The following is a 12629-nucleotide window of genomic DNA, read 5'->3' on the forward strand; positions in this document are numbered from 1 at the left end:
TCCGGTGACTCCGGCGGTTCCGGTGACTCCGGTGACTCCGGTGACTCCGGCGGTTCCGGTGACTCCGGTGACTCCGACCGCGCCGACCGCGCCGACCGCGGCGACGCTTCCGGCCGCGCCGGCCACCGCCCCGCACACACCAGGGGCGCCCGTCGTCCCGTCGGTCTCCCGGCGGGGCGGGCGCCCCTGGCGCTGTTCCGGACGTACGCCCCGTCCTGTACGCGCTGCCGCGTCACCCCGTTCGTGGGAGCGCGGCCGCTCAGTTGCGGCTGCGCGCCATCCCCACCGGGTCCTTCTTGAACGCCCAGGTCATCTTGGGCTCCATCGCCCAGCGGAAGGCCCGCTGCACGGGCGGTGTGCACAAGACCGTGACCACGGTGCCCGCGATCAGCGTCAGCAGTACCGCACCCCACGGCGTGTGCATCCACGGGTTGTCGTACCAGTCCCAGAAGCGCGACCCCTTGGCGAGGAAGCCGTGCAGCAGATAGCCGTAGAGGGTGCCCGCGCCCAGCGCCGTGCACCACATCGTGCGGCCCGGGATCCAGGCGAAGAAGCAGGCCACCAGCACGAGGGAACAGCCGAACATCGCCAGCGTCATCACCGCACCGCTCCACCACGGAGCGGCGAGCTCCTGTGCGGCGTCACGGTGGTAGAACCAGGCGGCATTCATCCGCGGTGCCGCCCAGTACGCGAAGACCAGCGCGGCCGCGAAGACCGGTACGGCCAGGATCCGCGCCTTCTTGCGGCGTACGAGCTTGAAGTGCTCCGGCCGCAGTGACAGCCCGATCACGAAGAACGGCAGGAACTGCAGCACCCGTTGGAGGTCCATGCCGTCGCCGACGTCCGGGGACAGCGACGCGAGGACGGCGATGGCCAGCGCCAGGGGGACCGGCCAGCGCACGATCTTCCACAGCGGGGTGGTCAGCCGCCAGACGAACAGCGCCAGCAGGAACCACGTCAGATACCAGGGGTCCGTCAGGCTTATCGGGTAACCCGGATCGTCGTCCGCCCACTTCTTGAAGAGCGTGTAGGCAACTTCGAAGAGGATGTACGGGACGGCGACTCCGGTAATCAGCCGCTGCAGCCGGTCCTTGCGCATATCGAAACTGCGCGAGAAATAACCGGAGATGATGATGAACGCCGGCATGTGGAAGGCGTAGACGGTGATGTAGAGCGCCGCAGCGGAGCGGCTGCCGTCGCGCAGCGGCTCCCAGGAGTGCCCCATCGCCACCAGCACGATGGCCAGGTACTTCGCGTTGTCGAAGAAGGCATCGCGCGGCTTCGCCTTGGCATCGGCCTTGGCATCGGCCTTCGCTTCGGTCTTCGCACGGTCCTTGCCCCGGCCCTTGGCATGGCTTCTGGGCCTGGCGTGCGCACCGCCGGCCGTCGCCGCACCGCCGGCCGTCGCCGCACCGGGCACGGTCGCCGTCACCGTCTCCGGTGCCAGCGTTGCCGTTGCCGTGGCCCCACCGGTCTGCGGCGGCGCCGGTGTGCCCGTCCGGCTCAGCGTGTCGTGCGACATCTGCCGCGGCGGGGGAAGCGGCACCCGCCGTTCACCATACGCCGGAAATTCGTTCTTCAAGGAGCCTCCCGAAAGGATCCCAGGGGAGGAGCTGGACGCTGGCCCGCGCCGGGCCGCAAATCGGAACCCAAAAGCCAAATCCTGCGTCTTAGTTCTTTTACGGGGAGTGTGGCGGCGTCGAACATCTCAGGCACCTTAGCCCCGCGGCGGGAATCACGTAAATCCCCGCCCGTCGCGGCCACACACGGCGCATCCGCCCTCCACAGCTCCTTCACGCACCGCGGGCGGCAGGGCGGGCCGCAGCGCGGCCCGGCACCCCGGGAGATCTGGACAATGCTGCCTCAATCTCCGGCCGTTGCCCGCTATTCAATAACACCTTCGACCCCTCTGGCCCGCACGGACCGCGCGGTCGTGTTCTTCGCCACGTCCCACGCATAGACCTCCAACCGGCGGCCGTGCGGCCCGCGCAGCCGGTGCACGGCCGCCAGCCAGCGTGAACTGAGCGCGGATACACGGGGGTTGATCTGATCGGCGAACCGCGCATAGCGCGCCAGTTTGCGCACATCGGGCGCCCCGAGAATCCCGGTACGCACCTGTGGCGCCAACTCATGGACGGTTTTTACGCACATCACACAGAAGCTCTGGACCACCAGCCGGCTCCGGACATGGGCGCGATCCAGCCACCCCTTGGCGCGTAGTTCACGGAGGACCTGTGCCTCGATTCCGGGATACTTCTCTGGAGCCTTGATCTCCAGCAAAAGACGCTGCCCGTTATGGTCCAGACGGCGCAAGAAGTCGGCAAGCGTGGGTATCCGCTCCCCCTTGAACCGCTTGCCGAACCAGCTGCCGGCATCCAGCCGCGCGAGCTCCGCGGCGGTGAAATCCCCCACCCGCCACGGCGCCCGCCCGGGAAACACCCTGGCGGCGTCCGTCGTCCGCCGCAGCGTGGTGTCGTGCAGCACCACCAGCCGGCCGTCCTTGCTCCGCTGCACATCGTTCTCGACCCAGATGTATCCGCGGCGGTGTGCGGCGTCGACGGCGGCGAGGGTGTTCTCGGGCGCGTAACGGGAGGCGCCGCGGTGGGCGATCACCCGGGTCGCCGCGGTGCCGGGTCCGGCCCGCGTCCCGCTGCTCACGGCGACATCCGCGAACTCGTCCGGCCCGGACACCATCGCGGACGACGCCATCGCGGCCGTCATCAGATAGGCGATGCCGGCAGCGGGTATCCGCAGTGATCTCCGAACCATGCGGCAGCCTCCTGGTCCGCTCGCCCGACGGCGCCGGCCGCGTCGGGCATGGCCCCCTGGGGCCCTTCCTCCCGTCCAGGAATGCCGCTGTCTGCTCAACATGACCGCATCCCCCGTCACCCGCCACGCGAGCAGCGGCCGGACGGCTCCGCACCCCCTGCCCCGGAAGTCGCCTTTTTGCAGGTCAGCAGGGGCGGGCCGGGGTGCGGAGCGGGTGCTCGGCGCTTTTCCGGGCGGCCCGCCATCCGGGCGGTCCCTCCGGGCGGCCGGGCGTTCCGGACGGCCCTCGGTCCGTGCGGGCGGCGAAATGGCAAGGGCCCGTGCCCCGCCCGTACGGCAGAATCCCTGCCCGTGACGATTCGCTTATTGATCGCCGACGACCAGGAGATGGTCCGCCGGGGAATACGCCGCATCGTGGAGAGCCAGCCCGACATGGAAGTGGTCGGCGAGGCGGCGAACGGCCTGGACGCCGTGGCGATGGGGCGCGCGCTGAAGCCGGATGTGGCGCTGGTGGACATCCGGATGCCGCGGATGGACGGCCTGGAGGTGACCCGCCGGCTGGCGGACCCCGCGCTGGCCGACCCGGTCCGGATCGTCATCGTGACCACCTTCGACCTCGATGAATACGTCTATCCCGCGCTGCGCTTCGGCGCCTCCGGCTTTCTGCTCAAGCGCTCGGGGCCGACGCTGCTGGTCGAGGCGGTCCGGGCGGCGATGGCCGGCGACAGTCTGATCAGCCCCTCGGTCACCGTCCGGCTGCTGCGGCATGTCACCGGCCCCACGGCCGGCCGCCGCCCCCGCCGCCGCGACGCGGTGCTGACCGAGCGGGAGGTGGAGATCGCCGGGAAGGTCGCCGAGGGGAAGACCAATGCCGATATCGCCCGGGAGTTGTTCATCTCGGCGGGCACCGTGAAGACCCATGTCGCCAGCATTCAGCGCAAGCTGCAGGTCCGTAACCGGGTCGGAATCGCCGTACGGGCCTGGGAGTTGGGATATGCCACGGGGCGGACACCGGGGTGACGGGCTCCGGGAGGGATACCGGGCCGGACACGGACGCGCTGCGTAGCCTCACCGGCATGAAGGACAACGTTCCGGTGCGGCGCGGGCGGCGCCGAGGATGGTGCGGCGCGGCCGCGGCGGCGATGCTCCTCCCCGCCCTCCTCTCGCCCCCCGGCGCCTACCTGCCGGCGGTCATGGCCGCGCTGGCTCTGGTCGTGGCGCTCTCGGTGTGGCCGGTGGGCCGGGTCTCGCTCGCGCGGGCGGCGGCCGGGACCGCGGTGCTCTCCCTCGCCGCGGACACCGTCTCCTTCGGGAAGGCCGGACTGGCGCTGCTCTGGCTCCCGTTCGAGGCGGTCGCCCTGCTCGTCCTCCTGGAGCGGGTGGTCCGCCATGTGCCCGGCTCCCGGGTGGGCCTCGTCGGCGGGCTGACCGGTGCCGCCGCGGTACTGCTGCCGCTGCGCTTCACCCTGCACGCCCCGCAGACCGGGATCAAGGAATCGGTCTTCCTGGCCGCACTGGCCTTCGTCCCGGCCGCCGCCGCGACGGGCGTCGGGCTCTACCTCCGGTCGCTGGACCGCCGCCGGACGCATGCCGTGGCGCTGGCCCGGCGTGAGCAGCGGCTCGAAGTCGCCCGCGATCTGCATGACTTCGTGGCCCATGAGGTGACTGGCATCGTGCTGGAGGCCCAGGCGGCCCAGCTGGACGAGGACTGCGGCCCCGGGGAGCACCGCGCGCTGCTGCACCGCATCGAGCAGGCCGGGCTGCGGGCGCTGGACTCCATGGACCGGACGGTGGCGACGCTCCGCGAGGCGGACGGCCGCACCTGGGAGGAGCCGCTGCCCACCCGGCCGCACGGTCTGGCCGATCTGCCCGAACTCATCGGCCGCTTCGCCGCCATGACGGCGGCCGAGGTGACGCTGTCCCTGGAGGACGAGGTGGCCGGCACGCTCTCACGGGAGGCCGAGGACACCGCGTACCGCGTGGTGCTGGAGGCGCTGACCAACGTACGGCGGCATGCGCCGCGGGCCGGGCGGGTCGAGGTGCGCGCCGCCCGGAGCGCCGACGGGGCCGTGGAGCTCTCGATCGCCGACGGCGCGGGGACCGGCGCGTCCACCGGCGCCCTCCCCCGCGCTCTCCGGGAGCAGGGGGGACGCCCGGGCGGCGGCACCGGTCTTGCGGGCCTCGCCGAACGGGTCGGTGCCGTCGGGGGCGCCCTGGAGGCGGGCCCGTACGCACAGGGGTGGCGGGTCAGCTGCCGGCTGCCGGTGCCCGCCGTCCGGTGACCCGATCTCTGCCGATCGGCAGATGTGCCGCCCGTCCGGGGCCGGGATCCTCCTGGGAGCGCCCCACCCGTACCTCTGGAGGAACCGATGTTCACAGGCACCGGACCGAAGCGGCCGCTCCCTCTCGTCGTCGCGGCGACGGCCGTTGCCGCCGCGCTCGGCCTCACCGGATGCTCGGTGGACGCCTCGACGGTGGAACCCGAGTCGAAGAGCTTCGCGTACGCGGGCAGTTCCCTGAAACTGACGACGCATGAGGTGGCCACCGAACTGGTCGCCGCCGACCGCAGGGACATCAAGGTCACCCGCTGGTTCGACCACGCCGCGGGCAGCGAGCATCTGACCTGGACCCTCAAGGGCGACACCCTCGACATCGACGCCGGGTGCAGCGGAATCGCCTTCTGTGACGCCAAGTTCAAGGTCGAGGTGCCCAGGGGCGTCGCGGTGATCCGGGACGGCAGGGCAACCGATCCGCCGGGCGCAACGGGCCCGGACGAGCGCCGACCCTCAACTCCCTGACCTGGCCTTTCCCTTGGCCGGGCGGGCTCCGCTGCCGACGCTCTCCCCCGTATGTCGATCAGGTTACAAAGGTCGATGGATGGCTGTTACACAGCTGTCAGAGCACCGGGAAACGTCGCTCATAGCTTCGGTCGTGCCCCAAATGATCAACACGATGGAGCGAGAACCATGAAGCGCACCACGAGCATCGCCCGGCGCCACAAGACGGCCCTCGGCGCGGCACTGGCCTGTGTCGCCGTCCTCGGTACGGTCGCCACCGCCACCGGGGCGCAGGCCGCCACGGCCTCGGAGCACACCGCGAGCGTCGCCCGCACCAGCAGCACTCCCTATGTCGTGAACCACTACGGCGAGGAGAACGCGGACTGGGGCAAGGCCGAGCGCAGCCCCGAGAATCTGGTGCTCTCCGAGTTCACCGCGGTGAACAACCTCGACTGGAAGGAGTGGGGCGCGAAGAAGGCCGTCGCCACCGGCAAGATCTCCAGCGGCTGGTGCGGCAAAGCCTGCGACGAGAAGCCCCTGAACGCGACCCTCACGCTCTCGGACCCCAAGACCGTGAACGGCAAGAAGGTCTTCTCGTCCTTCACCCTGAAGCTGCCCGTCGGTAGCGGTATGTACGATGCCGAAGACCTCAAGGGCAAGCGTCCGATGTCCACCATCTGACGGAGAACTCTCCCGATGAACAAGCCCACGGCCCTGGCCACCGTCTGCGTACTGGTGCTGGCGGCCGTGGGCTGCTCGGGGTGCGGCAATCCCGAACGGCCCCATGTCGAGGGCCCCGCCCCCAGCCCCTCGCAGGCCTCCGGCCCGGTCTATGTCTCCGACACCATGGGCCACCCGCTGACCCGCCCCACAAAATTCGGCCTCACCGAGTTCTCGTCGGTCTCCCGGTTGAGCTGGCGCTCCTGGGGAGAGGCGAAGGCCGTGGCCACCGGGAGGCTGAGCGGCATGTGGTGCATCCCCCACTGCCCCGACCACGGGTATCCGGCCACCGTCGAGCTCAGCCGCCTGCAGCGCCGTGAGAACGTCGGCTACTACACCCTCGCCGTGGTGCGGTCCCCCGCCCACCTCCCGTCCGACCAGTCATCCAAACTGCGCAACGTCCGGCTGCCCATCCCCGAGCCCTGGGAACGCAACCAATGACCGACGTGCTGCTCGTGGAGGACGACTCCCTGTTGCGGGAGGCCACCCAACTGTCCCTGGAACACTACGGATACCAGGTGCGCGCGGCCTCCGACGGGCAGGCCGGGCTGGCGGAGTTCCGTGACCGGGTGCCCGATGTCGCCGTCCTGGACGTCATGCTGCCCCGGCTCGACGGGGTCAGTCTGGTGCGCCGCATGCGGGACGAGAGCCCGCTGCCGGTGCTGATGGTGTCCGCGCGCACCGACCCGGTGGATGTCGTCCTCGGCCTGGAGGCGGGCGCCGACGACTACCTCACCAAGCCGTACGACATCCCGGTGCTGGTCGCCCGTATCCGCGCGGCGCTGCGGCGCGCCACTGCGGTCGACCGGAACGGGCCGCACGAGGACGACACGGTGCTGCGGTTCGGCGACCTCAGCGTGAACACCGCCTCCTTGGCGGTCCGCCGGGCGGGCCGGCGGCTCGAACTCACCCCCACCGAGCGCAGGCTGCTGCTGGAGCTCGCGGCCGAGCCCGGGGTCGTGCTGTCCCGGATGGCCCTGCTGGAGCGGGTGTGGGACTACGCCTGCGGCGGCGACACCCGGGTCGTCGACGTCCATGTGCTCCGGCTGCGCGCCAAGATCGGCCACGACCGCATCAGGACCGTTCGCGGCTTCGGCTACAAGCTCGCGCCCTGAGCGCCATGGGACTCCGCACCAAGACCGCCCTGGTCATCGCCGCGACCGCCGCGCTCGTCGCCATGCTCATCGGGCTGCTGGTGCATCAACTCACCGCCGAGGACCAGCGGAAGAACGCGGCCCATGTGGTCGACGCCCAACTCCTGGAGGCGGTGAACGAATACGCCTCCGGAATCGACAACGGCGCCCTGGTGAATCCTCGGGGCCTGCCCGACGCGCTCCGCAGGACCGTCACCGACCGCCCCGTGCGGGCCACCTGTCTGCAGCACACCGGCGGTTCCGCCCCGGTGCTGTGGGCCGCCACCCGCAGCGGGCGGGACATCGTCGCGGTCCGGCGCTCCTACGCGCCACAGGTGCGTGCCCTCGCCGATCTCGACCGGGTGCTGGTCGGCTCCGGCGCGGCCGTCACCGCGCTCGGCTGTGTGCTGGGCATCGTCGCGGCGGCCGGCGCGGGACGGCGGATCACCGCGTCCGCGCGCACCGCCCAGCGGATCGCGGACGGCGATCTGACGGACCGGGTCCGGCCCCGGGGCAAGGACGAGATCGCCCGGCTCGGTGCCGCCGTCAACACCATGGCCGACGCCCTCAGCGCCCGCCTGGAGGCCGAGCGACGGGTCACCGCCGATATCGCCCATGAGCTCCGCACCCCGGTGGCCGGGCTGGTGACCGCCGTCGGACTGCTGCCGCCCGGCCGCCCGGCCGAGCTGGTCAGCGGCGGTGTGGACACGCTGCGCAGCGTGGTGGAGAACGTCCTGGAGGTGGCCCGGCTCGATGTGCCGGGCGTCGAGCAGGCGCAGTGCGAGGAGGTGCTCCCGAGCGCGCTGGCGCACCGGGCGGCCGCCCTGGCGGGCGGGGACGTCGAGGTGCTCGTACGGGGCGAGTCCGTCGTGGCGACCGATCACCGCCGGGTCGAACGGATCCTGGCCAACCTGGTCGCCAACGCCCGGCTCCACGGCGCCCCGCCGGTGACCCTGGAGGTGGCGGGGTCGGCGGTGCGGGTACGCGACCACGGCCCCGGCTTCCCCGCCGAGCTGCTGACGCACGGCCCCCAGCGCTTCCGCACCGGTGCCCGCGAGCGCGGTGCCGGGATCGGACTGGGCCTGACCATCGTCGCCGGGCAGGCGCGGGTGCTGGGCGCCCGGGTGACCTACGAAAACCCCCCGGACGGCGGGGCCCTGGCCACGGTGGATCTCGATCCCGACAGCTGACAGCTGACAGCTGACAGCCGCACCGTTCCGCCCAGGGGACCCGGCTCCCCCGGCCCCCGCTGTCCGTCTGCCGTAGGCCGGGCCCTCTCCCGGACATCTGCGTGCCTGTAGGCCAAGCAGCCGTACCCCACGCCCTACTGCGGTACGGGTGCGGGGACACCGCCGGGGAGTGACGCGGGTGACCGTGGCGCGAACCTACTGTCCTGGCATGACGAACCGACCCCCTGTCGTCGTGCGGCGTCCGGCCAGCTCGTCGGGCCCGCCCCGCCTGGCCGAGGCGGCCCGGCACGCCGGTCTCGCGGTGACCCTGTTCCCCGCCGGTGCCCTGGCGCTCTGTTCCACCCTCACCGGTCACCGGGAAGCCGCCCGGCGGCGGTGGCTGCGCGCCGGGCCGCTGCCGCTGGGCGCCCGCTCACCGGGCGTCGCCCGGCTGGTGTTCCACGGCGCGCTGACCATACTCCTCGGCGTCGTCGCCCTGCTGCTGGCCGGTGCGCTCGCCCTGGCCGTCGCACGGGGGCTGTTGTACGGGTTCGTGGACCGGACTCCGCACATCAACGACTGGGGCGGGCCCTCACTGGCCGGGGCGTGGCTGGCGCACTTCGCCGTATCGGTGCCCTGCGTCGCCCTCGCGCTGGTCATACTGACCGGCCTCACCCGGCTGAACCGCCATACGACGGCTCCGCTGCGCGGTGAACGCCGCCCCGCCTGGGCGCTGCCCACCGCGGTCCTGGCGGTTGTCCTCGGCCTGCTCTTCGTCCTCGCCTTCGTGCACCAGCTGCCGTGACCGGCCCCTGAGCACCCCGGACGCAGAAGTCCCCCACCTCGGGCGAGGTGGGGGACTTCGTGGTGTGCCGCCTAGGGGCTCAGCTCTGCGGGAGGTTGAAGTAGATCATCGGGTTGTGGCGGCTCTCGCGGACCGGCTCGCTGAGGTTCAGTTCCTTCTTCACCTCGGCCAGTCGCGCCGTCACCTCGGGGGCCTTGGCCACGGACGGGGTGAAGTACTCGACGTTCTGGGCGGCCAGCCACTTGATCACGACCGAGCCCTCGCTCATGGGCTTCGGGCGGCGGCCGTGGAAGACGTCATGGACGCTGGTGGGGGTCCCGGGGCGGACCACCGGGAAGAGGTTGTCGATGTACCAGCGCGCGAACCGGGCGCCGTGGTCGGCGTCGATGAAGAGGTAGTCGGTCTCCGTCGGGACCTTGGCGATGGTGTCCCGCAGATCGCCCTTGGTGAACGTCCAGCGTCCCTCGGAGAGTTCGGCCGGCACGTTCTTCACGACGTTGTCGACGATGTCGAAGGAGTACAGGTGGCCCGTTCCGTTGTCGCGCAGCGCGCTCAGGATCCAGGTGGTGGACCAGCCGCGGAAGGTGCCCACCTCCACAACGACCTCCGGCTTGAGGTCCCGCAGGAGCAGGTAGGTGATCTCCGCCTCGTAGTCGTCGAGCTGGGCCTTGACCGTGTCCTTGTTGTCCTGGAGGAACTTCCGCTGCGCGTCACGCACCGCCCTCAAGTCGTCCGCGTACTTCGCATAGAGGGTGCTTATCGATTCGAGCGTGAGGGTGGACATCAATCCTCCGGAGGGGACGAGTTGCGGGTGGTGCTGACGAACGGACACTGGGGGCTTCAACGGCCGACGCGGCGGCGAACTACCTTCTCACATGACGTTATTGGTTGATTATTGCTCGGTTGCCGCGGGCCCCCTCCCGGTCCCGGAAGGCCGTTCCCAGCACGAGGAGGACCACCACGAACACCGCGATCCACCCGGATCTGGCCGCGATCCAGGCCAGGGAGTCGGGGCTGGTGTGCAGGCCGGGGAAGGTGTGCCCCAGGCCCAGCGGGATGACGGTGGTGGTGAGCATCGCGGTCTGGTGCCAGAGGAAGACCGTGACGGCCGAGAGGTTGAGCAGCGCCACCGCCGCCCAGAGGAACTGCGCCGAAGTCGCGCGGCTTCGGAGCGCCGCGGCGGGGCCCGTGGGGGCCGGAACGGTCACCGCCCGGCGCAGCGGACCGCGCAGCAGCAGTGCCGCGCCCGCCTGGGCCAGGCCGAAGGCGACCACCGCGAGGGTGGGCGGGCTGAGGTTGGAGAGGGTGGAACCCGGGACGCCGACCATGCTCGCGGGATAGCCGCCCCAGAGGATCAGCGCCGCCATGGCACCGCCGCCGCCGAGCAGCAGCGCCACCGCGGGCCGGCTGCGGCTGAATCCGCCGGCCGCCCAGACCGCGCCGAGGCAGTACGGGACCAGCCAGCCCGCCGGGATGTTCAGCAGGCGGAGGGTGTCGGGCCAGCCGCTGTCCGCGAACAGCACCCGGGATGCGTCCAGCGCGGCCACGACCAGGCAGGCCGCCACCGCGATACGGCCCCCTGCCTTGTGCACCAGCGGAGTGGCCGCGATCAGCAGTGCGTACACACCGAGGAACCAGAGCGGGGAGTACGCCAGCCACATCAGCGTGTGGATCGTCTCGTGTGCGGTGCCGGCGAGCACCAGGCCCAGCCACACGAGTCCCCAGGTGAGGGCGAACGCCGTCGCCGGGCGGAGCAGTCTCGCCAGCCGCCGGCCCAGCCAGGTCCGGTAGCCGATTCCGCGGGCCTGCGCCGTTGCGTAGCTGCGGGCGCTCACCCGGCCGCCCACCAGGAAGAACACGGCCAGGGGCTGCAGGATCCAGGTCACCGGGGCGAGGCCGGGCAGATGTCCCAGCGGGCTGTCGCCGACCAGATGACCGCCGGCCTGGAGGACGACACCGCTCACCAGCCAATGGCCCAGGACCACCCCCGCGATGGCCAGCGCGCGCAGCACATCTATGGCCCGGTCTCGTTCCGCCGGGGTCGCCGCGTCGATGCGCAGGGCCGCCGTGTGCAGGGCCTGCCAGGGGGTGCGCCGCGCGGGACGGGGGCGCAGCGGGCCGGTGGGCAGCGGTGGCTGCCGTACCGGTGACGGCGGGCGCAGTTCCAGATCAGTCATGGGAGACCTCCGTGCCCCGGCCGAGCGCGATCAGGGATATGTTGCGCAGCGCGAGTCCGCCGGGGCGGAGGTAGTCGCTGTGGCTGCCGGCGCCCGCGGGGAAGAGCCGCGCACCGAACGCGGCGGTGACGGGGTCGGTGCCGAACCCGACCTGTTCGCCCAGCAGATCGAGGCTGACGTGGGGTACTCCCTCGATCCAGTCGGTCGCTCCCCGGCCCGCCCACACCGGGACCCGGGTGTGCAGTTCGGCCCGGGAGCGCACGCCCGTTCCCGGGCTGCCGAAGAGCACCACGTCCGCCAGGGAGGACTCGGCGGCGGCGTCCATGCGGCGCAGGGCGGTCGCGCACACCACGGATCCGTAGGAGTGGCAGAGCATGGCCACGGGGGCCGAAGGATTCACCGTGCGCAGGTCCCCGAGCAGCCCGGCCAGGCGGCGGCCGCCGTCCAGTGCGCGGTCGGTGAGCACGATGTCCCGGCTCATGGTGCGGGGTGCCGGGTAGCCGTACCAGGCCACCACCGCGGTCTTCCGCTCCGGCTGGAGCCTTGTCATCTCGGCGTGCAGGGACCGGGCGCCGCCGTTCAACGAGGCGTAGACGGTGCCCAGTTGGTCGAAGGTGTCGACCGTGGTGTCCGAGCCGGGCACCACGACCGCGATCCGGTCGGCGTGGGCCAGGTCGCCGAGCACCTCCACGACCTGGCCGTCGCCACGCGGGCTGAACGAGAGGAAGTGCCGGTCCTTGCGCGCCAGCCGGCCGAGCACCGTGGCCCGGCCGGTGTCGCCCATGTCCCGGGCCGCGCGCTCGGATCGGTCGATGAAGCGGTGGTTCGCCGCGTACCGCGCCGCCAGGGTGTCCGCCCGGAGCGCGGGGAGCCGCGGCTGCTCGGGCGTACCCGGCACGGTGGACCGTGCCGCCGCGGCGACCGTCACCACGATGGAGCATGCGGTGAGGGCCATAGCCAGCCCACGCCTGAGACGTGCAGCGCGCATCGCCGGCCTGCCTTCCTGTCCGTTCGGGGAACTGGAAAAGGAGGTTAGTGACGGGAGCGGCGGCAGAAATCACACTGAGGAGCGCACTTCG

Annotated in this window: 13 protein-coding genes; 8 read left to right on the top strand and 5 right to left on the bottom strand. The window is 71.7% G+C overall.

Annotated elements, in window-relative coordinates; translation table 11 throughout:
- Positions 1–259: 259 nt before the first annotated feature.
- Together SLV14N_RS17330 and SLV14N_RS17335 are read right to left on the bottom strand one after the other, a co-directional pair.
- Complete coding sequence (locus SLV14N_RS17330; RefSeq protein WP_208681827.1) at positions 260–1582, bottom strand: acyltransferase family protein; 1323 nt, start codon at positions 1580–1582, stop codon at positions 260–262.
- A gap of 302 nt (positions 1583–1884) precedes the next feature.
- Entirely contained in the window at positions 1885–2769 is an 885-nt protein-coding gene (locus SLV14N_RS17335; RefSeq protein WP_263270003.1) for a glycerophosphodiester phosphodiesterase family protein, read from the bottom strand.
- A gap of 351 nt (positions 2770–3120) precedes the next feature.
- Between SLV14N_RS17335 and SLV14N_RS17340 the strand changes: the two genes are divergently transcribed.
- The 8 genes from SLV14N_RS17340 to SLV14N_RS17375 all read left to right on the top strand — a co-directional run bounded on the left by SLV14N_RS17340 (position 3121) and on the right by SLV14N_RS17375 (position 9373).
- Entirely contained in the window at positions 3121–3789 is a 669-nt protein-coding gene (locus tag SLV14N_RS17340; RefSeq protein WP_208681831.1) for a response regulator transcription factor, read from the top strand.
- Between the two features lie 56 nt (positions 3790–3845).
- Complete coding sequence (locus SLV14N_RS17345; protein WP_259670382.1) at positions 3846–5051, top strand: sensor histidine kinase; 1206 nt, start codon at positions 3846–3848, stop codon at positions 5049–5051.
- Between the two features lie 87 nt (positions 5052–5138).
- Positions 5139–5567 carry a hypothetical protein gene (locus SLV14N_RS17350; RefSeq protein WP_263270005.1) on the top strand — a complete coding sequence of 143 codons (429 nt, stop codon included), beginning with the start codon at positions 5139–5141 and terminating at the stop codon, positions 5565–5567.
- Between the two features lie 168 nt (positions 5568–5735).
- Entirely contained in the window at positions 5736–6227 is a 492-nt protein-coding gene (locus SLV14N_RS17355; protein WP_263270006.1) for a hypothetical protein, read from the top strand.
- Between the two features lie 15 nt (positions 6228–6242).
- Positions 6243–6707, top strand: coding sequence for a hypothetical protein (locus SLV14N_RS17360; RefSeq protein ID WP_263270007.1), 465 nt, complete (start codon positions 6243–6245; stop codon positions 6705–6707).
- Positions 6704–7381: a response regulator transcription factor gene (locus SLV14N_RS17365; RefSeq protein ID WP_208681839.1), complete on the top strand. Its 678-nt coding sequence runs from the start codon at positions 6704–6706 to the stop codon at positions 7379–7381. The genes SLV14N_RS17360 and SLV14N_RS17365 overlap by 4 nt, the downstream gene beginning before the upstream one ends.
- Before the next feature lie 5 nt (positions 7382–7386).
- A complete protein-coding gene (locus SLV14N_RS17370; RefSeq protein ID WP_263270009.1) occupies positions 7387–8589 on the top strand; it encodes a HAMP domain-containing sensor histidine kinase in 1203 nt (400 codons plus the stop codon).
- Positions 8590–8797: 208 nt separating this feature from the next.
- Entirely contained in the window at positions 8798–9373 is a 576-nt protein-coding gene (locus SLV14N_RS17375; RefSeq protein ID WP_208681843.1) for a hypothetical protein, read from the top strand.
- A 79-nt stretch (positions 9374–9452) separates the two neighbouring features.
- Here the strand turns inward: SLV14N_RS17375 and SLV14N_RS17380 are convergent, their stop codons facing one another.
- From SLV14N_RS17380 to SLV14N_RS17390, 3 genes are all read right to left on the bottom strand, one after another.
- Positions 9453–10157 (bottom strand): class I SAM-dependent methyltransferase, encoded by a 705-nt coding sequence (locus tag SLV14N_RS17380; RefSeq protein WP_127152345.1) that lies wholly within the window; start codon positions 10155–10157, stop codon positions 9453–9455.
- A 97-nt stretch (positions 10158–10254) separates the two neighbouring features.
- The gene (locus tag SLV14N_RS17385) at positions 10255–11550 is read right to left on the bottom strand and encodes an acyltransferase (RefSeq protein WP_263270011.1); all 1296 of its coding nucleotides are present in this window, start codon (positions 11548–11550) and stop codon (positions 10255–10257) included.
- A complete protein-coding gene (locus SLV14N_RS17390) occupies positions 11543–12505 on the bottom strand; it encodes an alpha/beta hydrolase (protein ID WP_208681846.1) in 963 nt (320 codons plus the stop codon). The genes SLV14N_RS17385 and SLV14N_RS17390 overlap by 8 nt, the downstream gene beginning before the upstream one ends.
- Positions 12506–12629: the final 124 nt, after the last annotated feature.

Origin of the sequence: Streptomyces sp. Je 1-4 4N24 (assembly GCF_026239515.1) — a bacterium.
GTDB lineage: Bacteria > Actinomycetota > Actinomycetes > Streptomycetales > Streptomycetaceae > Streptomyces > Streptomyces nigrescens.

What these genes read in the sequence shown, in the direction of transcription:
- SLV14N_RS17335 (WP_263270003.1), bottom strand. Translation starts at nt 2,769, where the DNA reads ATGGTTCGGAGATCACTGCGGATACCCGCTGCCGGCATCGCCTATCTG.
- SLV14N_RS17345 (WP_259670382.1), top strand. Translation starts at nt 3,846, where the DNA reads ATGAAGGACAACGTTCCGGTGCGGCGCGGGCGGCGCCGAGGATGGTGC.
- SLV14N_RS17350 (WP_263270005.1), top strand. Translation starts at nt 5,139, where the DNA reads ATGTTCACAGGCACCGGACCGAAGCGGCCGCTCCCTCTCGTCGTCGCG.
- SLV14N_RS17355 (WP_263270006.1), top strand. Translation starts at nt 5,736, where the DNA reads ATGAAGCGCACCACGAGCATCGCCCGGCGCCACAAGACGGCCCTCGGC.
- SLV14N_RS17360 (WP_263270007.1), top strand. Translation starts at nt 6,243, where the DNA reads ATGAACAAGCCCACGGCCCTGGCCACCGTCTGCGTACTGGTGCTGGCG.
- SLV14N_RS17365 (WP_208681839.1), top strand. Translation starts at nt 6,704, where the DNA reads ATGACCGACGTGCTGCTCGTGGAGGACGACTCCCTGTTGCGGGAGGCC.
- SLV14N_RS17370 (WP_263270009.1), top strand. Translation starts at nt 7,387, where the DNA reads ATGGGACTCCGCACCAAGACCGCCCTGGTCATCGCCGCGACCGCCGCG.
- SLV14N_RS17375 (WP_208681843.1), top strand. Translation starts at nt 8,798, where the DNA reads ATGACGAACCGACCCCCTGTCGTCGTGCGGCGTCCGGCCAGCTCGTCG.
- SLV14N_RS17380 (WP_127152345.1), bottom strand. Translation starts at nt 10,157, where the DNA reads ATGTCCACCCTCACGCTCGAATCGATAAGCACCCTCTATGCGAAGTAC.
- SLV14N_RS17385 (WP_263270011.1), bottom strand. Translation starts at nt 11,550, where the DNA reads ATGACTGATCTGGAACTGCGCCCGCCGTCACCGGTACGGCAGCCACCG.
- SLV14N_RS17390 (WP_208681846.1), bottom strand. Translation starts at nt 12,505, where the DNA reads ATGGCCCTCACCGCATGCTCCATCGTGGTGACGGTCGCCGCGGCGGCA.